General features: G+C 68.9%; 22 protein-coding genes. 4 read left to right on the top strand and 18 right to left on the bottom strand.

What is annotated here, in order from left to right; translation table 11 throughout:
• Positions 1 to 126: 126 nt before the first annotated feature.
• Complete coding sequence (locus tag ACJA3G_RS11070; RefSeq protein ID WP_406552749.1) at positions 127 to 1,488, top strand: glycosyltransferase 87 family protein; 1,362 nt, start codon at positions 127 to 129, stop codon at positions 1,486 to 1,488.
• A gap of 3 nt (positions 1,489 to 1,491) precedes the next feature.
• Positions 1,492 to 2,295 carry a helix-turn-helix domain-containing protein gene (locus tag ACJA3G_RS11065; RefSeq protein WP_406552748.1) on the top strand — a complete coding sequence of 268 codons (804 nt, stop codon included), beginning with the start codon at positions 1,492 to 1,494 and terminating at the stop codon, positions 2,293 to 2,295.
• Here the strand turns inward: ACJA3G_RS11065 and ACJA3G_RS11060 are convergent.
• The 16 genes from ACJA3G_RS11060 to ACJA3G_RS10985 form a co-directional block, all read right to left on the bottom strand.
• Complete coding sequence (locus tag ACJA3G_RS11060) at positions 2,285 to 2,665, bottom strand: nuclear transport factor 2 family protein (RefSeq protein ID WP_406552747.1); 381 nt, start codon at positions 2,663 to 2,665, stop codon at positions 2,285 to 2,287. The genes ACJA3G_RS11065 and ACJA3G_RS11060 overlap by 11 nt on opposite strands.
• Before the next feature lie 243 nt (positions 2,666 to 2,908).
• Positions 2,909 to 4,075: a tyrosine recombinase XerC gene (gene xerC / locus ACJA3G_RS11055; protein ID WP_406552746.1), complete on the bottom strand. Its 1,167-nt coding sequence runs from the start codon at positions 4,073 to 4,075 to the stop codon at positions 2,909 to 2,911.
• 75 nt (positions 4,076 to 4,150) lie between these two features.
• Entirely contained in the window at positions 4,151 to 4,363 is a 213-nt protein-coding gene (locus ACJA3G_RS11050; protein WP_406552745.1) for a helix-turn-helix domain-containing protein, read from the bottom strand.
• Positions 4,364 to 4,682: 319 nt separating this feature from the next.
• A complete protein-coding gene (locus tag ACJA3G_RS11045) occupies positions 4,683 to 6,233 on the bottom strand; it encodes a YfjI family protein (RefSeq protein WP_406552744.1) in 1,551 nt (516 codons plus the stop codon).
• Entirely contained in the window at positions 6,230 to 7,156 is a 927-nt protein-coding gene (locus ACJA3G_RS11040; protein ID WP_406552743.1) for a bifunctional DNA primase/polymerase, read from the bottom strand. Before ACJA3G_RS11040 ends, ACJA3G_RS11045 begins: the two co-directional genes overlap by 4 nt.
• An 83-nt stretch (positions 7,157 to 7,239) precedes the next feature.
• Entirely contained in the window at positions 7,240 to 7,527 is a 288-nt protein-coding gene (locus tag ACJA3G_RS11035; protein WP_406552742.1) for a hypothetical protein, read from the bottom strand.
• Between the two features lie 21 nt (positions 7,528 to 7,548).
• Complete coding sequence (locus ACJA3G_RS11030) at positions 7,549 to 7,887, bottom strand: hypothetical protein (protein WP_406552741.1); 339 nt, start codon at positions 7,885 to 7,887, stop codon at positions 7,549 to 7,551.
• Positions 7,884 to 8,492: a hypothetical protein gene (locus tag ACJA3G_RS11025; protein ID WP_406552740.1), complete on the bottom strand. Its 609-nt coding sequence runs from the start codon at positions 8,490 to 8,492 to the stop codon at positions 7,884 to 7,886. Before ACJA3G_RS11025 ends, ACJA3G_RS11030 begins: the two co-directional genes overlap by 4 nt.
• Positions 8,493 to 8,501: 9 nt before the next feature.
• The gene (locus ACJA3G_RS11020; RefSeq protein ID WP_406552739.1) at positions 8,502 to 8,690 is read right to left on the bottom strand and encodes a hypothetical protein; all 189 of its coding nucleotides are present in this window, start codon (positions 8,688 to 8,690) and stop codon (positions 8,502 to 8,504) included.
• 23 nt (positions 8,691 to 8,713) lie between these two features.
• The gene (locus ACJA3G_RS11015; protein ID WP_406552738.1) at positions 8,714 to 8,932 is read right to left on the bottom strand and encodes a hypothetical protein; all 219 of its coding nucleotides are present in this window, start codon (positions 8,930 to 8,932) and stop codon (positions 8,714 to 8,716) included.
• 173 nt (positions 8,933 to 9,105) lie between these two features.
• A complete protein-coding gene (locus ACJA3G_RS11010; RefSeq protein WP_406552737.1) occupies positions 9,106 to 11,304 on the bottom strand; it encodes a cell division protein FtsK in 2,199 nt (732 codons plus the stop codon).
• Between the two features lie 97 nt (positions 11,305 to 11,401).
• Positions 11,402 to 11,791, bottom strand: coding sequence for an RRQRL motif-containing zinc-binding protein (locus ACJA3G_RS11005; protein WP_406552736.1), 390 nt, complete (start codon positions 11,789 to 11,791; stop codon positions 11,402 to 11,404).
• Positions 11,791 to 12,690, bottom strand: coding sequence for a DUF2637 domain-containing protein (locus tag ACJA3G_RS11000; RefSeq protein WP_406552735.1), 900 nt, complete (start codon positions 12,688 to 12,690; stop codon positions 11,791 to 11,793). The genes ACJA3G_RS11005 and ACJA3G_RS11000 overlap by 1 nt, the downstream gene beginning before the upstream one ends.
• Positions 12,687 to 13,340 carry a GGDEF domain-containing protein gene (locus ACJA3G_RS10995; protein WP_406552734.1) on the bottom strand — a complete coding sequence of 218 codons (654 nt, stop codon included), beginning with the start codon at positions 13,338 to 13,340 and terminating at the stop codon, positions 12,687 to 12,689. The genes ACJA3G_RS11000 and ACJA3G_RS10995 overlap by 4 nt, the downstream gene beginning before the upstream one ends.
• Positions 13,337 to 13,654, bottom strand: coding sequence for a hypothetical protein (locus ACJA3G_RS10990; RefSeq protein WP_406552733.1), 318 nt, complete (start codon positions 13,652 to 13,654; stop codon positions 13,337 to 13,339). Before ACJA3G_RS10990 ends, ACJA3G_RS10995 begins: the two co-directional genes overlap by 4 nt.
• A 90-nt stretch (positions 13,655 to 13,744) precedes the next feature.
• The gene (locus ACJA3G_RS10985) at positions 13,745 to 14,521 is read right to left on the bottom strand and encodes a DUF4097 family beta strand repeat-containing protein (RefSeq protein ID WP_406552732.1); all 777 of its coding nucleotides are present in this window, start codon (positions 14,519 to 14,521) and stop codon (positions 13,745 to 13,747) included.
• Between the two features lie 546 nt (positions 14,522 to 15,067).
• On the opposite strand from ACJA3G_RS10985, the gene ACJA3G_RS10980 reads away from it, so the two are divergent.
• Both ACJA3G_RS10980 and ACJA3G_RS10975 read left to right on the top strand, forming a co-directional pair.
• Positions 15,068 to 15,838 (top strand): XRE family transcriptional regulator, encoded by a 771-nt coding sequence (locus ACJA3G_RS10980; protein ID WP_406552731.1) that lies wholly within the window; start codon positions 15,068 to 15,070, stop codon positions 15,836 to 15,838.
• Positions 15,835 to 16,308, top strand: coding sequence for an NUDIX hydrolase (locus ACJA3G_RS10975; RefSeq protein WP_406552730.1), 474 nt, complete (start codon positions 15,835 to 15,837; stop codon positions 16,306 to 16,308). Before ACJA3G_RS10980 ends, ACJA3G_RS10975 begins: the two co-directional genes overlap by 4 nt.
• Here the strand turns inward: ACJA3G_RS10975 and ACJA3G_RS10970 are convergent.
• Positions 16,296 to 16,865 (bottom strand): HD domain-containing protein, encoded by a 570-nt coding sequence (locus ACJA3G_RS10970; RefSeq protein WP_406552729.1) that lies wholly within the window; start codon positions 16,863 to 16,865, stop codon positions 16,296 to 16,298. The two genes, ACJA3G_RS10975 and ACJA3G_RS10970, sit on opposite strands and share 13 nt — an antisense overlap.
• A gap of 11 nt (positions 16,866 to 16,876) precedes the next feature.
• Positions 16,877 to 17,323 (bottom strand): GntR family transcriptional regulator, encoded by a 447-nt coding sequence (locus ACJA3G_RS10965; RefSeq protein ID WP_406552728.1) that lies wholly within the window; start codon positions 17,321 to 17,323, stop codon positions 16,877 to 16,879.
• Positions 17,324 to 17,732 lie beyond the last annotated feature (409 nt).

The raw sequence follows: 17,732 nt of genomic DNA, 5'->3' as shown, positions 1-17,732 counted from the left end.
GACCGGCGCCGCACCCGCCACCCGGCCGCCGCGACCGCCGCCGCCACCGCGTACGCGCTCGTCCTGACGGTGTCGAAGGAGTGCGGCACCGCCCGTGCGGTCACGTAGCAGACGGCCCCCGCCGCCGTGCTGCTGGCCGCGCTGACCGCCGTGCTCGTCCTCACGTTCGTCGAGGACGACGGCCACCTCGTCCGTCCGGCCGCGCTCTCCTGGTGGTACCTGGCCTGCTGGCTGCTGTTCGCGGCAGCCGCGTGGTCGCTGCGGTGGGTCCCGGCGCGCCACCGGGCGGGCCTGGTCCTGGCGGGCGGGGTGCTGGTCGCGGCGACGGGCCTGGCGGCGCCGCCGACCACCAGCACGGACATGTTCCGCTACGCGTGGGACGGCCGGGTGCAGGCGGCCGGGATCTCGCCCTACGACCACGCCCCCGCCGACCGGGAGCTGGCCGGGCTGCGCGACGACTGGCTGTTCCCCCGGGGAGCGGCGTGCGCGGGCCCCGACCGCGCCGGGTTCGGCGAGCCGGAGGTCTGCACCCGCCTCAACCGTCCCAGGGTGCACACGATCTACCCGCCGGTGGCCGAGGCGTACTTCCTCGGCGTCCACGGCCTGTCCCCCTCGGGCGCCCGCCACAAGCCGTTGCAGGTGGGCGGCGCCGTGCTGGCGGTGGCCACCACCGGGGTGCTGCTGCTCGTCCTGCGGCGGCGCGGCGCCGACGTGGCACGGGCGGCGTACTGGGCGTGGTGCCCGGCGGTGCCGGTCGAGGCGGTGAACAACGCGCATGTGGACGGGCTGGCGGTGTTGCTGGCCGTGGCGGGGCTCGGCGCGGTCGCGGCCCGGCGCCGGGCGCTCGGCGGGGTCCTGATCGGCGCCGGGATCGCGGCGAAGATGCTGCCCGCCGTGGTGCTGCCGGGCGCCCTCGCGGGCGTGCTCGCGGGCCGCCGCCCCGACTGGCGGCGCGCGGCGGCCGTGCTGGTCCCGGCGGCGGTGTGGGTGGCGCTCTCCTATCTGCCGTACGTCCTGGTCTCGGACGCCTCCGTCTTCGGCTACCTGGGCGGGTACGCGAAGGAGGAGGGGTACGACGACGCGTCCGCCCGCAGCCGGTACGCACTGCTGCGGCTGGTGGTCCCGGACGCCTGGGCGCTGCCCGCCGCGCTCCTCGTGACGGCGCTCGTCGTGCTGTACGTGCTGCGCCGGGGCGATCCCGAACGCCCCTGGTCGGGGGCCCTGTTGGTGCTGGGCTGGGCGTTCTGCCTGATGACCCCCGGGTACTCGTGGTACGCGCTGCTGCTCGTCGCGCTGGTGGCCCTGGACGGCCGCTGGGAGTGGCTGGCGGTCGCGGCGGCGGGGGCCGTCTGCTACGTGACCGCACGGGCGGTGCCGCACTCCTTCGACACCGTCAGGACGAGCGCGTACGCGGTGGCGGCGGCGGTCGCGGCGGCCGGGTGGCGGGTGCGGCGCCGGTCGCTGCCGGTGGCCCGGGTTAGTGTCTGATCCATGACGACAACTGCCGCGATCGACACGGGAGCAGGGCCGATGCTGCGCGGCTGGCGCGAGCGGCGCAGGCTCAGCCAGCTGGAGCTCGCCCTGCGCGCCGACTCCTCGGCCCGGCACATCAGCTTCATCGAGACCGGCAGGTCGCGCCCGAGCCAGGAGATGGTCCTGCGCCTCGCGGAGCACCTGGAGGTGCCGGTCCGCGAGCGCAACGCCCTGCTGCTCGCGGCGGGTTACGCACCGCAGTTCACGGAGACGTCCCTGGAGGACCCCTCCATGGGCGCCCTGCGCGAGAGCATGGAGGCGCTGCTGCGCGGCTACGAGCCGTTCCCGGCGCTGATAGTCGACGGTACCTACACGGTGCTGGCGGCGAACCGGGGCATCGCGATGCTGCTCGAAGGCGTGCCGGAGCGGCTGCTCGTCCCGCCGCTCAACGCGATGCGCCTGACCCTGCATCCGCAGGGCCTGGCGCCGCGCATCCGCAATCTGCGCCAGTGGCGGGGGCATCTGCTGGAGCAGATGGAGCGTCAGATCGCCCTGCTCCGCTCGGACGCGCTGCGCGAGCTGTACGAGGAGGTCGCGGCGCACCCGGTGCCCGACGGGGCGGAGGAGGACACCTCCGGCCCCGGCGTCTGTCCCATCGCGCTCCCGCTGCGCATCGAGCACCGGGGGACGGTCCTGTCGTTCCTGTCGACGATCGCCACGTTCAACACACCGATGGACGTGACCGTCTCCGAGCTGGCCATCGAGACGTTCCTGCCGGCCGACCCGGAGACGTTCGCGCACCTGCGGTCGCTCACGCCGTAGGCGGTACGCGGTCGAGGAAGCCGACCACGGAGGCGATCCGGCCGTCCTTGGCGAGGGTGACCACATCGGACCCGGCGACCGGCGCGGACCCGTCCGCGACCGACACCAGCTCCCAGCGGAACCGGGCCACGTCGTGGTGCCCGTCGACGACCCCGTCCAGGCGGAACGCGTACCCCGGGAACTGGGCGTGGGCACCGGCGATGACCGCCGCTATGGCCTCGTACCCGGCGACGTCGGCCAGCGGGTCGGTGTAGGTGCCGCCCTCGCTCCAGGCGGCCTCGACGGCCTTGGCCGGCTCCTCGGCCGGGCCGGTGGCGTTCCACGCCTCGAAGTAGCGGGCGACGGCGGTCTCGTAGCGGTTCTCGGACAAGGGAATCAGCCTCCGTGAAGATGGATCGCCAGGACATGTGCGGGGTGGAACCCGGGCCCCGGCCGGAGTGCGCCGCCCAGGACCCGATGGCTCCACCTTGCCGGGCGGGGGTGGCGGGGGTCGATTACCGCCCAGGTAATGAGGCGGGCTGAGCTCTGCCCAGGTCACTGGCCTTCTGAGCAGAGCCCTAACTCCCAGGGGAGCCAAACGGGGAGCCACCGCGCCTCACGATGGCCGCTGCGGCTACTCAGGCTCCTCGGACGGGAAGATCTCGTCCATCGCTTCCGCACCGTCCGTGATGACCGGCCGGAGCTGCTTCCGGTAGACGCGCTCCGTCGTTTGAGTCCCGCTGTGCCCGACCACCCTCGCAATCACCTCGATCGGGATCCCGTAGTCGGAGAGGAGAGAAACGAAGCTTGTCCGCAGCTCTCGCGTAGTCCAATCCTTCGGGTTCTCGAATCCTGCGCTCTTGAGCAGAGACCTGAAGTTGTCGAGCACGTTGTGCGAGTGTCGCTGCTCGCCATCAAGCGGGAACACGAGTTGATCCTCGTCCCACTCGCCCCCTGCCTCGGAGCAGCTACGCATCTGGCGTTCCTTGTGCGCTCGCAAGACTGAAGCCGCCTGGTAGGGCATCGTCAGTGAGCGTCTGCTCTTCTGTGTCTTCGTTTCTCCGTTCCGCCGTACCGAGCGCCAGACATCGACGTATGGCCTCAAGTCGGAGTCCACCACGAGGTGTACGTGCTTCCACTTGAGCGGCCGGGCCTCTTCGGTTCGCACACCAACCAGAAGCGCAAGGACGACGTAGGCATGAATCCAGGTGCCTTGCTTCGCCTGGAGGGCGGCCTCCGCCTGAGCCAGTGTGAGTGACTTACTGGGCCTGCCGGGCTTCCCTTCGGGTAACTCCACCAAGTCCACAACGTTGCGCATGGCTTTGCCTCTACGCTGCGCATGGCTGATTGAGCGCCGAAGGATTGAGCGCACCATTTTGAGCGATTGCTTGGAGAGGACTTTCGCCTTCCTGTCGAGCCACTCGTCGAGATCGTCCGCTTCCAAGTCCCGCACCTTCGCCCGGCCTAGGTCCGGTACAACGTGGTTGTTGGCAAGGCTGCGGTAGGTGGCCACGCTAGAGAGTTCGCGCCCCTTCAGTCCGCGAGCGAACCAGTCCTCCACGGCCTGGGAGACGGTGTAGTTGACTGGCGCCTTGCCTCCGGTGCCGAGTTCCTTCTTCAGAAGCTTGAGCTTCTGACGCACCTCGGTTTTGGTCTTCCCGGAGACCTTGGGCCTGTTGCGCTTACCGGCTGGCGTGTACCCGAGCGATACGGCGCCGATGTATCGGTTCTTGCTGCTGTCCCAGTAGATCGAGTCTTCGCCGTTTGCGGCCTTACGGGGGCCCTTGGGCTCATCACTCACGAACGTATGCACCTCCTACGCCGGCCGGGGCCCGCCCTGGAAGGACGCGGCCCCGGATTCCTCTCCTTGGCTGTGTCAGTTGGCGTCAGTCATCGCCTCGCGCTTGAGGAGTTCGATGTACTCCTCCAGGTACTCGGTCGGCACGCGTCGCGTATGGCCGCGGCCCACCGTGCGGAGTCGCCCCAGGCGTATCTCCTCGAAGACGAACGAGCGGCCGTAGCCCAGCACTTGGGCAGCGTCCTTGATCTTGTGCAGGCGCTTGTCGTGACCCTCAACTTTCATGACCATCGGGCGGGGTACTCCTCATGTCTCTCGTGGCGAGGACGGGACTCGCCGTGCCTTGCTCCTCGGAGGGGCGCCACAGAAACCACGAAATACACAGAAAACCGGGGGAGGTGGCCTGACCTGCGGGGACTCCGATGGAGGTGAGCTGCCACAGAAACCGCAGGAAGTCCCACAGAAATGGAGGGCCCGGGGCGGGCCTGGATTTGTGTGGGACTTCCGTGGGTTTCTGTGGCAGCGGTCAGCCTCCCGCCGCTGAGCGTGTTTGCGCAGGTCGGAGGCGGGACCGCGTTATTTCTGTGATTCTGTGGTTTCTGTGGCGGGGTCAGGCCGTGGGTTCGCTCAGCTGTGGGTGGATGAGGTAGCGCGGGGAGGGCGGCCGGCCGCGTCCGCCGGTGCGGTGAGCGGGTTGGAGCCTGATGTATCCGTGGTCTTCGAGCAGGTTCAGCGCGGGGTCGAGATCGGCGACGGTGGGGAACTCTGAGCGGGAGAGCTTGACCATGAGGTCGCGTTTGCTGATCTCGGACCACTCGCCGGTGCGCAGCAGGTCGTAGACAATGCGGGCGCGGTTGGCGGTGTGGTCGGCACCCATGAGGTCGAAGACCGCGAGGGCGTGGCCGGTGAAGTAGTCCGAGAGCTTGACCGCAGCGCGCATGGTGTCGGCGGTGATGGGCTGAGTGTGGCCGTTCTCGATGTGCGTGGCGAGGTGGAGCAGTCCGGCGAGGCGGCACGTCGCGCCCCCGAGCTTCGCGGCCCAGTTCCCGATGTGCCCGAGGTCTCCGCCGCGTTTGCGTAGCCGCGGTTCCTGCCGCTGCTCGTAGGTGACCAGCGCATCGTTGGCTTCGGGTGAGAGCTGTAGTACCGCCGGGTCCGTCCAGTCCGCGAGGGACATGGTCAGCGCGATAACGCGTTCCTCGTAGGTGTCAGCCACCGCGTCGGGAATGGTGTCGGGAAGAATCTTGCGATGCCCCACGAGGGAGGTCGGAAGCGAGTACAGGAACCGTGCCAACAAACCCCGGTCCCCAGCCCCTTTGATGCGGCCGATGTCTTCCAGGACGGACGGCTGCACGGTCAGGCCCATGGTCAGCGCGGGGGCTTCGATGAACTCCTCACGTCCCCGGCGGTCCACGCGCAACCGGTCACCTGCCTGGCCCCGGAGGAAGACCTCCATGTTGGGGGTGCCTGAGTAGCGCCCGGCGATGATGTCAAAGATGCCGCCCTCCGCGCTCATCACCGCGAGCCTGCCGCCCTGTTCGGCCAGCAGCGAGGCAATAACCTCCGGGGTCGCGTCATCGGCCAGCAGACGGGGCTTGGCGGGCACGGTGAGCGATTCGGCGGTCTGCGCGAGGCTGATGGCCTCGGCAACGAGCTGATCCCGTTTGTCGGCGTCCGCGCGGGCCGCCTTGGTGGCAGCACTCTCCGCGACCTCCTTAGCGAGCTTCGCCGTGATCTCAGCCTCGATGATCGTGCTGGCCGAAGCGGCGGCCAACAGCGCCTCTGACTTGTAGAGCGGGTTTGTCATCAGCGAGAACACGGCCGACTTCCGGTTGCCCGGCGGCAGCGCGACGACCACAAACGCGTTCGTGGGCTCCCGCCACCGACCCCGGACGTGGACCACCGCGCGGCCCCCGGCAGCCGTCGCCAGCACCGCGAGCGCGAGCGAGGCGGCCATGTCCACCGGCGTCTGCGTCTCCTCCGCAACCGCCCTCACGAAGTCCCCGAGCCAGGCCGGGAAGACCTCGGTGGGGAAGGCGGGGAGCTCCCGGCGGGCGGTGAGCGGGATCGGCTCTTCCCACGGGGCTGCGCCTGCCTGCTGTGCGTCCAGGGCTTCGAATCCGGCCCACAGTTCCGAGCTGTCCACGGGCTGTGTGCTCATGCTGCACTCGCCTCCAGTGCGCCGCCGCGGACGAGTCCGGAGCGGATCGCGGTGCGGCACTCTCCGGCGGGCAGGCCGATCGACTGCCCGGTACTCATGAGTTCGCCGGTGACGGCGGCCTCGGTGAGATCGCCGTTGCGCACCATCCGTGCGAGGGCGTAGGCGGCGAAGTACACAGCACGATTACGACCGCCCTGGCGGGCGGACAGCACCTTTTCCAGCTCCCCGCGCAGCGCTGCGGTGCTGTAGGCGGTGGCGTTGCGCATGCGGGCCGACAGCTCTGCAAGCGGCATCGGGGCCGGTGCGGGCTGTGGGGTGAGCAGGTCACCCAGCCACGCAGGGAGGGGGGCCGGGGGCGCGTCGTGAATGATCTCGTACGGTGCTCCGCCCACGATGCTGCCGGCCGCCACCACGTATCCGCCCCMGGCCCGGGTGTCGACCTTCCACCCCAGCGCGTCCGCCGTGCTGCGTAGCCGCTTTTCGGCAGGCGCGGTGAAGTACAGGTGCTGTCCGCCCCGGCGGGTGCGCACCGAAAAGGTCTCGGTCGGCAGCGGCTCGCCAGCGCGCTCGCACAGCGCGGCGAACACGTCCAGGCCATCGGCCATGCCCGCCCATTCGGACGGTGCGGTGTCGGTGTCGTCCTTGGGGATGTCGAGGTCTACGACCACGAGGTTGGCGGGGCCGGTGGCGATGCCGACGTTGTAGGGGGCCGCCTGCCAGCACTGGGTGATGTGCTCGGCGTCGAGGGTGGCGCGCTGCTCCGGGGTGCGGTGACCGTCCGCGCACCGACCGGTGCGGGGGCAGTTGCGTTCGGGGTGTCCGGCGGGCCGCTTGTCGCCAGGGCGCAGGGGGAAGACGGGCCAGCCGCGCTCAGCGGCGGCCAGGGCGGCGCACAGCAGCGCCGGGGCGGGGGTTGGTGTCATGCTGGGGGTCTCCTGTTTCTGCGAAGGGACGGAGAACCGGGGCGGTCGCGGTCTTTGGCGAGAGGCGACCGCCCCGGGCGGATCTACAGGTCGGTGAGCGCGTGGGTGGGGATCTCGTAGATGTAGAACACCTCGTTCACGTCCCACCAGTGACCCGGGGTGTAGTGGATGTAGGCGACGTGCAGGGCGCTGCCGTCACGGCTGGTGAAGGCGTAGACGTTCACCGCGTCCACGGCCTTGGCGCTCTTGCGGGCCTTGCGGATGCCCGAGAGGGCCGCGTACAGGCTGATCGGCTCGGGGCGGTAGTTGGCCCCATCGACCTGGGTGTACATGGTGGCGGTTCGGGTGTTCGTGCCGGTGCTGGTGTTCATGGCTGGGTGGTCCTCTCGGGGTTAGAACGGCGGCTGGTTGTGGGTGCAGTTCGGGTCGGTGCACCACGGGTCGTGCGGCAGGTGTCGGCGGCGCGTGAAGGCCGGGCGCTTGGGCAGCCACAGGTAGGCCAGGGGCAGGAACGGCGCGCAGTCGCAGTCAGCCCAGTCGGGCTCGTCCTGGCCGTAGACGCCACACTCCACCTCGCCCGTGCCGCCGCAGTCGAGGCAGTGCGGGTCGGGCAGGCGGTGCAGGGCGAGGATCGGGCGGGGGCCGATCTGACGCCCGCCGCGACGGGTGGCGACCCAGCCGCCCCAGTAGCGGACCGCCAGGCGCTTGCGGGCCAGCAGACGTGAGATCACCAGTCCTCCTTGGCGGTGTGAGTGGCGGGCAGTTCGGGCAGTCCGGCCCGGATGAGCTGGTCGGGGTCGAAGCCGGGCAGGGTGGCGCGGGTGATGAGTGCGGTGGCGAGCTGTTCGGCGTAGGCGGCGCCGGTGCGGGCGACCTCGATCTGCGCTCCGGCGCGCAGGGCTTCCACGCGTTCCACGTGCGCGTGGGTCTCGCGCCGCTCGATGGTGTGCCGCTCGTGCGCGATCGTGTCGCGGCGGTCGGTGCGCCAGTAGCGGGCCGCCAGCCCGTACGCGACGGCGGTCGTCAGCGCCCACAGCAGCAGCGGTAACGGGATGCCGTCCGCGTATCCGGCGACACCGGCCAGAGCGAGCCCGCCCGAGGCAGCGAACGCGGTTCCGGCAATCACGCTGTCACCGGCGCGACCGGCCGATGCGAAAGCGCCGGCCGTCGCGGCCCCGGTCGCGAGGACGACCATGAGGGCGGCGTTGCCAACAGAGTGTTCGGCGCCGTTGGCGTTCCAGATCCGGCCCAGGATCAGCACGGTGGAGGTGGCCAGGGCCGGGGCCGCCTTGGGTGCGGCGAGGGCGAGCCAGTGACGGGGGACGATCGGTTCCATGGCGTCCTCCTACTGGGTCGGCAGAGCGGTGATGAGGGCGCGCATAAGGTCGTTGACGGTGCTGGCGGCGCCGGTGGAGGCGAGGTAGAAGCCGAACATCGTGGCGATGAATGCGCCGCCGATGCCGACGACCTTGAACCGGAGCATCACGGCCAGGGCGACGCCGAAGAGCACGACGAGGGAGATGGTCAGACCCATGACGGGCCTCCTTCACGGTGGGGTCAGCGGGTGCCGTCGCGGTGGATGCGCATGGCGACGTTGAACAGGTGCCGCCCGACGCGGATGCGCTTGCGGTCGCCCCGGCAGCGGCGGCAGGTCTTGCCGGGCTTGAGGCGCCCGCGTCGGTCCTTCTTGAGCGCGTAGCCGAAGCCCTTGCACTTGCGGCAGTTGCCGAACGGGCTGCACGCACACAGCCCGGCGTAACAGAGCGTAAACAGCAAGGTCAGCAGGCTAGCGGTGGCTATGAGGGTCACCAGGGGCCTCCCGGGGCGGTTTCGGGGTGCGCGAGGGACAGCCTGCTAGGTACTAGCGGGCTGATCAGGCATTGTTCGGGGTGCTAGCAGGGGTGCTAGACCTAGCGGGGGTGCCCGCTAGGTCTAGCGGTCGGGTGCGGCTAGCTCGCGTCCCGCTTTCCGTCACGCTCCGCAATCGCAGCCGTGAGCTTGGCGCGTTCGAAGCCGCGCCGGTTGGCGCCCTTGCCGTCCTCGGTCTTGCCCCACACCTGGCCCGTGGGGACGCCGTACGGCTTGAGCGCGGAGGTGAGCTGTTCGGCCTCCCAGCCGCCGTAGACCTCCGGGCGCAGCTCAGCCAGCCGCGCAACGGCAACCTCGTTCCACACCTTCGGCTCATCGGGCGCGACCACGGCCAGCAAGTCGCGCAGCAGGTCGTAGGCCGTGCTCGCGTCCGCCTCGGGTGCCTCTCCCGCCGCGTGACCGGTGAGGGTTCCGGCGTCCTCGCGCAGCTTGCGGGCCCGCGAGGCGATGACCTCGGCCATGACCGCGTCCACGTACACCGAGCGCACGATGCGGGCGTCACTGCCTTCGCCGACGAAGTAGTGGATGCCCTTGTCACCCCAGGCGAACATCGTGGCCCGCACCCCGCGCTTGTAGGAGCCGGTGCCCAGGACCATGTCGTTCTCGATCTGGCCCATGACCTTCATGCAGAACCGCGTACTCGCGTTGGCACTGATCCCGGTCGGCAGGGACTTGGAGTCCGGGCGCTGGGTGGCCAGCAGCAACGTAATGCCGGTGGCCGGGCCCCGCTTGACCAGGTCGGTGCAGATTTCCTCGAACTCCGCCCCGTACTTGGGGTGCTCGAACCACACCTGGCACTCATCCACCCCGACCACGATCGGGTGCAGACCGAGCTTCTTCATGCTGGCCAGTTGGGTGGTGACCTTGGACTCGGGGCAGATGTCGCGGGGCAGGGAACGGATCATCTTCGCCCGGCGGCGCAACTCGTCACGCAGCGCGCGCAGGTCCTGGATCGCGTACTCAATGTCCTCGTCATCCTCGCCAGCGCGGTGGCGGTGGGAGCACTTCTCCCCCACCGGGTCCAGGTCGCCGGTGCCCTTGAGGTCGTAGGTGTGCAGCTCCGCCCGCGGGTCCAGGGCCGCGATCAGCAGCAGCAGGCGAAGCAGGAACGTCTTGCCCATACGCGGGATGGCTCCGACGATGCCCGCGATGTACATCAGGGTGACTTCCACCCAGCGCCCGCGCTGGTCAGTGCCGAACGCCACCGGCTTGAACAGGTCCACCAGGCCCGCCTTGGCCAGCGGCCAGGCCGGTTGCTTGGCCTTGGACATGTCCTGATCCCCGACCCACAACACCAGACGCCCCGTGTGCTCATCCGGCACCGCCTCGGGCCACACGCAGCCCAGCGGCCGGCGCAGACCGGAAGCGAGCCGGTCACGGCGGTCCATCACGTCTGAGACGGTCACGCCGTACGGGAGGTCACCCTCAGCGCGCCAACCGGGGCCGTCCCGGGTGATCGGGGCGGTGAACACGAACCCGTCCCGGCCCTTGGCCACGGCCTGATTGATCTGCGAAATGCTGAGCGCGGCCAGGGCGCGCAGCACGATGTCACTGGTGAGCTTCTGCGCCTTGGGCAGCTCCACCGCCCGGTTGATCACCGGCGCGTCCGGCGACTCCCCGGCGTAGCCCAACGCCAGCAGCACAGCGCTGACGGAGACGGTAATGAGCCAGGCCGGGGCCAGTACGTACAGCGCGAGCGCGGCACCCAGGCCGATGAACGACGCCAGGACCATGGCCAGGGTACGCAGCCGTACGCGGCCGTCGCGCTGGCGGGAGAGCTTGAGGTAGGTGGCTGCGTCCTCCTTCTGCACCATCGCCAGGCGTACCGGCTCGCCCTCCTTGTCGGCCACCCACCGCATGGTGGAGCCGACGAACTTCGCGGCCCCGCGCGGCGACTGGAGAGCCAGCCGCGCGGCGTAGGCCGGGGAGCGGAAAGCGTGGTACCCCGCCATGTGGCCGTAGTGGCGGGCCACCCAACCAGCAGCCGTCTTCAGTTCGGCCGTGGACTTCAGCCACTCGGGGACGACCTGACGGCGCCGGGCCCCGGCCAGCCGACCCAGGTAGCCGGGCCCCTTCTGCGAGACGGGGCCGTCGACCGTGACGCGGGCCGCCGGATCACCCGGCTCCGGGGTGGGCTCGGGTGCGGTGGGGTCGGCCGACTCGCGGGCGGAGCGGGCCTTGTCCAGATCCACCACCTCGGCCCCCGAGTCGGCTCCGGAGCCGGTGGCCATGTCGGCTTCGAGCCGGTTGAACAGTTCGCTTTCGTCGTCGTGGTTCACTGCTGATTCCTTCCGGAAACGGGAGAGGTTGGAAGGGCCCCGGACGGCGCTTTGGTAGGCCGACCGTCCGGGGCCCGCTGAACGAAGTCGGGCGGGTTCAGGCGGCGAGCTGTGGGGCATCCGCGCAGGTCACGCACATGCCGAGCGAGGTGGGGATGCGGTACCCGGCATCCCGCCGGCACTCGGGGCACACCCGCAAAGCAGCGTTCGCCTTGGCAAGCGCCGCACACTTCGCGGGCGTCATCGGCCGGACCGCCTTGGCCAGGTCGAGGCGGTAGAGGTAGGCGACGCGGATCGGGCTAGTGCCCTTGCGCCAGTAGCGGCGCGAGTACCACAGGACCTGTGCGGCGATCTCCTGGCCGCCCGGGCGCAAGCCGCGGGCGCGGAGCTGGCGGCGCGTAGCCAAGCCCTCCGGGGCCATCCGCCATGGATAGGTCGGGATGCCGTACCGCTCGCCGGTGGGGTCGTACAGGCGACGGGCGCCCATTACGCGGCCGTCGCTTCAGCACCGTCATCCGGTGCGGCGCGCTCGGCCTTGAGGGTGTCGCGCAGCAGTCGGCCGTTGGCCGACGACGTACGGACCGCCTTACGGATCGCCTCGGCCGTCAGCTCAGCGTTCGACCATTCGGCCGTGACCGACCGTGCCTCGGCAAGCAACTCGTCTGGGGTGCGAGTCGGACGGGGCGTACGAGCCGACTGCGGTACCCGACCAGTCGCCCGGCGCGCCACCGACTCCACCGCAGCAACCGCCTTCACCGGAACCGACTCGATGGCCCCGACCGGTTCGACCGCAGGCATGGACTCGACCGGCCGAACCGGTTCAATGTCCGGCGCTGCCTCAGTCGACTCAGGAGCCGGGAGCTCAGCCACCTCGGGCAAGGTTTCCGGCGCCGACTCATGCAGGTCAGACCCCAACCGATTTGTTGCGGGCTCGGCGGATTCATCCTGATCTGTGATCACGGGCGCTCGGTGGTGCAGCACCTTCGCCACGAGGTCTGAGCCGAAGAAAATCGACCCGACCGGCAGCGAGGTCGCCAACAGGACAAGGACCCAGTTGGCGGGAGCCCAGTCGGCCAACTGCATCCGCTGACCACCGCCGTGCAGTTCGGGCACCAGCCCGTGCACGTAGTTGAGAACCAGCGACGCAGCCGCGTACCCGGCCAGCACGCGCAGCGCGAACATCTTGTCCCGGCCAGTCAGCACCAGGGTGGCGACCAGCGCCAGGGCCATCAGGCCATCGACCACGAACGGGTACAGCAGAGCGGCCGTAGCGTCCGCGCCGACCGTCCGGGCCACATCCCGCTGCGCGTTCCACGAGACGCGGAACGCCATACCGACCACGCCGACCAGAGCGAGAACCAAGAGGGTCTTCGGGGTGCGGTTCATGCCGCGTCCCCCGTTCCACCGGTGGTGCCACGGCGTCCGGCCCGGCGGCCGTTGACCGTTCCCAGGGTCGGGGCGAAACTCAGGGCGACGCTCCAACCAACCTCCGCCTGCTTGGCCTTGTACATCTCCTCATCCGCGCGCCGCAGCAGCGCGGACAGGTCGGCCAGCTCCGTGCACGGGTCGATCCGGATCGTGCCGATGGACGCGGCCACGCCGAGCTGCGTTCCCTCGAAGACCACAGGCCGTTCTAGCTGGTCGGACAGCTCATACAGAGTCCAGTCGAATTCACCCGCGCTGGAGACGCTGGTGACCGCCACGAACTCATCCCCGCCCAACCGCGCTGCGAGACCGCCGTTCTCGGTCGCCCACCGCTGCATGCGATGACCGGTGGCGCGGATGACCGCATCCCCCGCCGCATGCCCGTAGGTGTCATTGGTCTGCTTGAACCGGTCGAGGTCCACGAAGTACACCGCACGCGGACCACCGCTCAGGAACTTGCTGGCCCGCTCCTCGAACGCGTCCCGGTTCAGCAGACCAGTCAGCGGGTCACGGCGGGCCGCCTCGATCCGGCGCCGCATCCACAGACTGTGGATCGACCAGCCGGACGCCAACGGCAGAGCAGCGGCCAGGGATGTCAGGATCTCGCTCATGCCGCTTCCTCCGTCCCGGCGAAACGGCCGGCGGAGCGGGCGGCGCGCAGGAACGGCACGGTGCGGGTGAGCGCGTCGGCGTACAGCGCGTCCCACGCGGCGGCCTCGTCACCGCCCTCGCCCTGCGCGGCCAGGTCCGCGATGACCTCGCGGGCCACGTCCAGGCGTGCCGCCCGCTCTTCGGGCGACTCCGGGGTGAGCGGGCCACGGAACAGGTCCCGGTCGAGACCGAGGGGCAGTTCGTCGAAGCCGAGGGCAAGCTCCTCGAACTCGATCGGGTTCAGGGCCTGGTGGCTGCCGATGTACGTACGCATGCGGATCTCTCCTGAAAGCGCGAAGGGAGCCGGGGCAGCCTCGGTCTTTGGCGAGAGGCGGCCACCCCGACAGAGGGGAAGAACAGGGGGTCAGCGGGTGCGGACGTCGCCGCTGACGCTGCGGGCGCTGACGTTCAGGTCACGTCCGCCGCTGACGGTCACGTCGCCGGAGACGCTGTTGGCGCGCACGGCGCCGGATGCCTTGAGCGTCGCGTGGACCTTCACGTCACCAGACGTGGTGACCAGCTCCGCGCTGTGGCCGCTGTACAGGTCCACGGCGATGTCGCCGGAGACCGAACGTGCCGCGATCTGCTCAGCCACCCGCCAGACGGTCAGGTCACCGGAGGTGGTGGAAGCGTTCACGGCACGGGCCCCGTCGACCTGCAAGTCACCGGAGGTGGAACGGAACTCCACACGGTCCACCTCACCGTCCACGATGGCATCGGCGGACTGGGAGACGACCGCGAGCGAGGAGTTCACCGGGAGCGAGACCCTGGCCTCAATCTCGCTGACCCGGGTCATCGTGTCCGTGCCACCGCCGGTGACGACGCGGCCGTTGATGATGGTGATGCCGGTGACCGATCCGTAGACGGTGCCCATGCTCTGCGTGATCCGGTTGCCCCGGACGCTCTGCATCATCACGTTGCCCCGGATCGCGGGGACCTCCACCGCGATGGTCTGACCGTTCTCGGTGATGCGGGCCGCGTTCACCGCGTCAGCGGCCGGACCCGAGGTGTCAGCGGTCCGCAGTGTCACCCGGGCGTGGGTGAGGCTGTCGAGAACCTGCACGTGGACGCAGCCCATGGGCAGGTCCAGCCCCAGCACGACGGGGCCGGTGGAGTTGGAAACAAAGGTGCGCTCAGTCATTGCGGATCTCCTTGATTCGCGAAGGACGGAGCCGGGCGGTCGCGGTCTTTGGCGAGAGACGACCACCCGGCAGGAACGTGCTGAGCGAGCCGCGCCCCCGAAACCCGGGCAGCGGCGACCGCTCGTCAAAGACGAGTGGCCATGGCCGCTGACGCCCCCGAAGACGGAGGCGCCAGCCACCAAAATCACTCGTTCTTGGCACACTGTTCAGTTCTCAAGGAACCTCCACCCCCAGCCCGTTGGCGTGCGACAACGTCGCCTTCCCAGGTCTTCCGGCTGGTGCGGGGTACTGCGGATTTGCTCGGCTCCGCCGGTCCAGACGGGCACTGTCGCGATGAGGTACATGTATTACGTGTTCCTCATCATGCAGAGCGAGGTTCGCCCCGTCAAGCCCTTCGGCTGTCCGGCTCTGCGAGTCCCTCGCTGTTGGCGTGCCTACAGCTTGGCCTCGATGGCGAAGACGATCGACCCCGCACATGTACGACCTGTGCACGACTTCGCTACGGTGAAGTCGTCCCAAGTCGTCCCAACCGGGGAGAGCGCGACATGGCCAACGAAAGGCTTCGAGGCGCGATCGTTGAGAGCGGCATGACACTCGATCAAGTGGGCGCCCGCTTAGGGGTGTCGGCCAAGACGGTTGAACGCTGGATCGGGGATCCGAAGCGCAAGCCCTACCGGCGCTTCCAGTACGCGGCTGCATCGCTACTGCAATGCGAAGTTTCCTACCTATGGCCGGAGGAGCGGACATCAGAGGAGGTCACAGCGGCTGGAAACGCTGAGCTGATCAAGCTGTACCCCCACAGGTCGGTCGTGCCAAGCCGATTGTGGCCACAGCTCTACTCGCAAGCACGCGAGCGCTTCGACGTACTCGTCTATTCGGGCTTCTGGCTTACTGAGGACCCTGCGTTCCATCGAGTCGTCAAGGAGAAGTCTGCGGTAGGCGTACAGGTCCGTTTCATGCTCGGAGATCCGGACAGCCCCGCCGTGGCCTTGCGTGGCGAGGATGAGGGGATCGGTCCGGCCATGGCCAGCAAGATTCGGAACGCTCTCATCAACTACAGCTCACTCTTCGGGCTCCCCGGAGTCGAGTTCCGGCTGCACAACACCACGCTCTACAACTCGATCTACCGGGCCGATGACGAGATGTTGACCAACGGCCATCTGTACGGGGTCGGGGCGTACATGGCCCCCGTGTTGCACATCCAGCGCGTCCCAGGGGGCGAACTGTTCGATGCGTACGCTGAGAGCATCGAACGGGTCTGGGAGACAGCCAGGCCAATCTCTTCACCCACCGACTGCGGAGGTCTGTACTCGTGAGCCGAATTGACTACTTCCGCGATCCCAACGCGCCTCAAGCCAATTCTGTGGTCCCCTCAGTCACGGCAGTCGTGCAGGACGACGCCGGACGACTGCTGATCATCCACAAGACCGACAATGACCTATGGGCCCTCCCTGGGGGTGGCCACGACATCGGCGAAAGCATCGGGGAAACGGTCGTACGGGAGGTGTTGGAGGAGACGGGCATCACTGTCCAGGTCGACAGCATCGTCGGGCTCTACACGAACCCTGAGCATGTCCTGGCGTACGACGACGGAGAGGTACGGCAGCAGTTCTCGATCTGCTTTCGCGCCCACCCGACCAGCGGATCGTTGCGCACGAGCAGCGAGTCAAAAGAGGTCCGCTGGGTTGACCCGGCGGACCTCAACGACCTGAACATCCATCCGTCCATGCGTCTGCGCATCCGGCACGGACTCGACGACTCACGCCGTGAGCCCTACATCGGCTGATCTTCGGTAGCCGCCTTAGCCAGGCGGTCCTCAACTCGGCCAGCGGCTGCGTAGATCTCTGGCGCCGCACGTTGGATGAAGCGACCCACGATCGTGTCGGTGCCGTATCGCTGGACGATCTCGTCCAGCCGTTCGGCCGGCGTGGTGTTCGTGCCGTCCGGCGTGGTCGTCATGTCGCAGAACAGCAACGCGTCAACGAGGCCGGGACGCTCCAGCTCAAACTCGCTCTCAAGCTCCCGCCTGATTCCTCGCTCCTCAGCCTCCAAGAGGGCGCAGGAATGATGAGCTACGAGACGGACTACCCGTTCGTCCGCCCCTTCCTGGTCGCGGAGGAACCGGGCCCCGTCTAGCGGGTGAAACCCGGTGGCAGCAATGCTCGGTGAGTATCCGATGTCATGCAGCACTGCCGCCGCTTCCAACAGCTCTGCATCGTCGCCCAAGATCGGGCTCAGCGAGCGAGCACGCTTGGCGACTCCGAGAGAGTGCGCCCACCTGCGCGGAAGGGGGCCAGACAGCAACGATTCGGAGATCGAGTACGCCCACTCATTCAGTCCCATGGGGGCCAAGGCTACGACCGGCTACCGGGTGTCGGGAGGGCGCGTACGGTGCGCCCCTTGCCGTGAACGGTGGCGAGCAAGCCGGTCCCCTCCATGTTGGCGAGCACACGACGCACCGCTGTACGTGATACCCCGAAGCGCTCGCAGAGCTTCGTCTCGGACGGATACGTGTCACCGACCGCCAGAGAGTCCTCAGTGATCATGTCAGTCATCCGCTCCGCCAGCGAACGGCAGTCGCCTCCTCGGGCAACGCGCCAGCCGACCCCGGGCGCGGATTCAACAGCGCCCTCGGCTTCGAGCACCTTGAGGGCGCGACGAATCGTGTTGCGGGCGACACCGTACGAGCGCATGAGATCAGCCTCAGACGGCAGGGCGCCGATGATCTCGCCCCCTTCGATCCCGTTCCGCAGTGCCTCCGAGATGACCAGGTAGGTTCCTCGCGGACTGGCCTCCGACACTTGGGCTCCTCTCACGTCCATTCGCTGCTCGCGTACAAGCGTCCCATGGACGTCCGGCGATACGTCAGCATGGTTCTTCCGGCTATCCAGCTCACTTGTCTTCCTGCCCCACGCCGCTGCTTGGCCTCACCGCGGCCGGCCCACCTACCAGCGGCACCACTCAGCGACTCACGTGCACGGCAACCCCGCCGCTTCAGCTCACCAGTTGCACCACCCGGGCGTGGCCGACGCCAGGCATCGGGGAGCCAAACCGGGAGCCACCCGATGCAACATCAGGTGGTCCCCCATGGACTTCTATGGACTGCCAGCCCCCTCCCGCCAAGGCGGGAGGGCAGACCACACAGCTCGTATCTGAGCCCTTGCTTACCGCCCAGGTAATGCGGCCCCGGCGAGGCCGCCCGCCCCGGTC

The sequence above is a fragment of the Streptomyces sp. YS-3 genome (genome assembly GCF_045257485.1).
Classification (GTDB): domain Bacteria; phylum Actinomycetota; class Actinomycetes; order Streptomycetales; family Streptomycetaceae; genus Streptomyces.
Note: the sequence above shows the minus strand (reverse complement) of the source record. Positions and strands in the feature narration are given on the sequence as shown.

Bases quoted from the DNA above. Each gene is read 5' to 3' on its own strand.
- ACJA3G_RS10990 (WP_406552733.1), bottom strand. From the start codon at position 13,654: ATGCGTACGTACATCGGCAGCCACCAGGCCCTGAACCCGATCGAGTTC.
- ACJA3G_RS11065 (WP_406552748.1), top strand. From the start codon at position 1,492: ATGACGACAACTGCCGCGATCGACACGGGAGCAGGGCCGATGCTGCGC.
- ACJA3G_RS11025 (WP_406552740.1), bottom strand. From the start codon at position 8,492: ATGGAACCGATCGTCCCCCGTCACTGGCTCGCCCTCGCCGCACCCAAG.
- ACJA3G_RS11035 (WP_406552742.1), bottom strand. From the start codon at position 7,527: ATGAACACCAGCACCGGCACGAACACCCGAACCGCCACCATGTACACC.
- ACJA3G_RS11045 (WP_406552744.1), bottom strand. From the start codon at position 6,233: ATGAGCACACAGCCCGTGGACAGCTCGGAACTGTGGGCCGGATTCGAA.
- ACJA3G_RS10970 (WP_406552729.1), bottom strand. From the start codon at position 16,865: ATGGGACTGAATGAGTGGGCGTACTCGATCTCCGAATCGTTGCTGTCT.
- ACJA3G_RS11005 (WP_406552736.1), bottom strand. From the start codon at position 11,791: ATGGGCGCCCGTCGCCTGTACGACCCCACCGGCGAGCGGTACGGCATC.
- ACJA3G_RS11050 (WP_406552745.1), bottom strand. From the start codon at position 4,363: ATGGTCATGAAAGTTGAGGGTCACGACAAGCGCCTGCACAAGATCAAG.
- ACJA3G_RS11000 (WP_406552735.1), bottom strand. From the start codon at position 12,690: ATGAACCGCACCCCGAAGACCCTCTTGGTTCTCGCTCTGGTCGGCGTG.
- ACJA3G_RS11020 (WP_406552739.1), bottom strand. From the start codon at position 8,690: ATGGGTCTGACCATCTCCCTCGTCGTGCTCTTCGGCGTCGCCCTGGCC.
- ACJA3G_RS10980 (WP_406552731.1), top strand. From the start codon at position 15,068: ATGGCCAACGAAAGGCTTCGAGGCGCGATCGTTGAGAGCGGCATGACA.
- ACJA3G_RS10985 (WP_406552732.1), bottom strand. From the start codon at position 14,521: ATGACTGAGCGCACCTTTGTTTCCAACTCCACCGGCCCCGTCGTGCTG.
- ACJA3G_RS10995 (WP_406552734.1), bottom strand. From the start codon at position 13,340: ATGAGCGAGATCCTGACATCCCTGGCCGCTGCTCTGCCGTTGGCGTCC.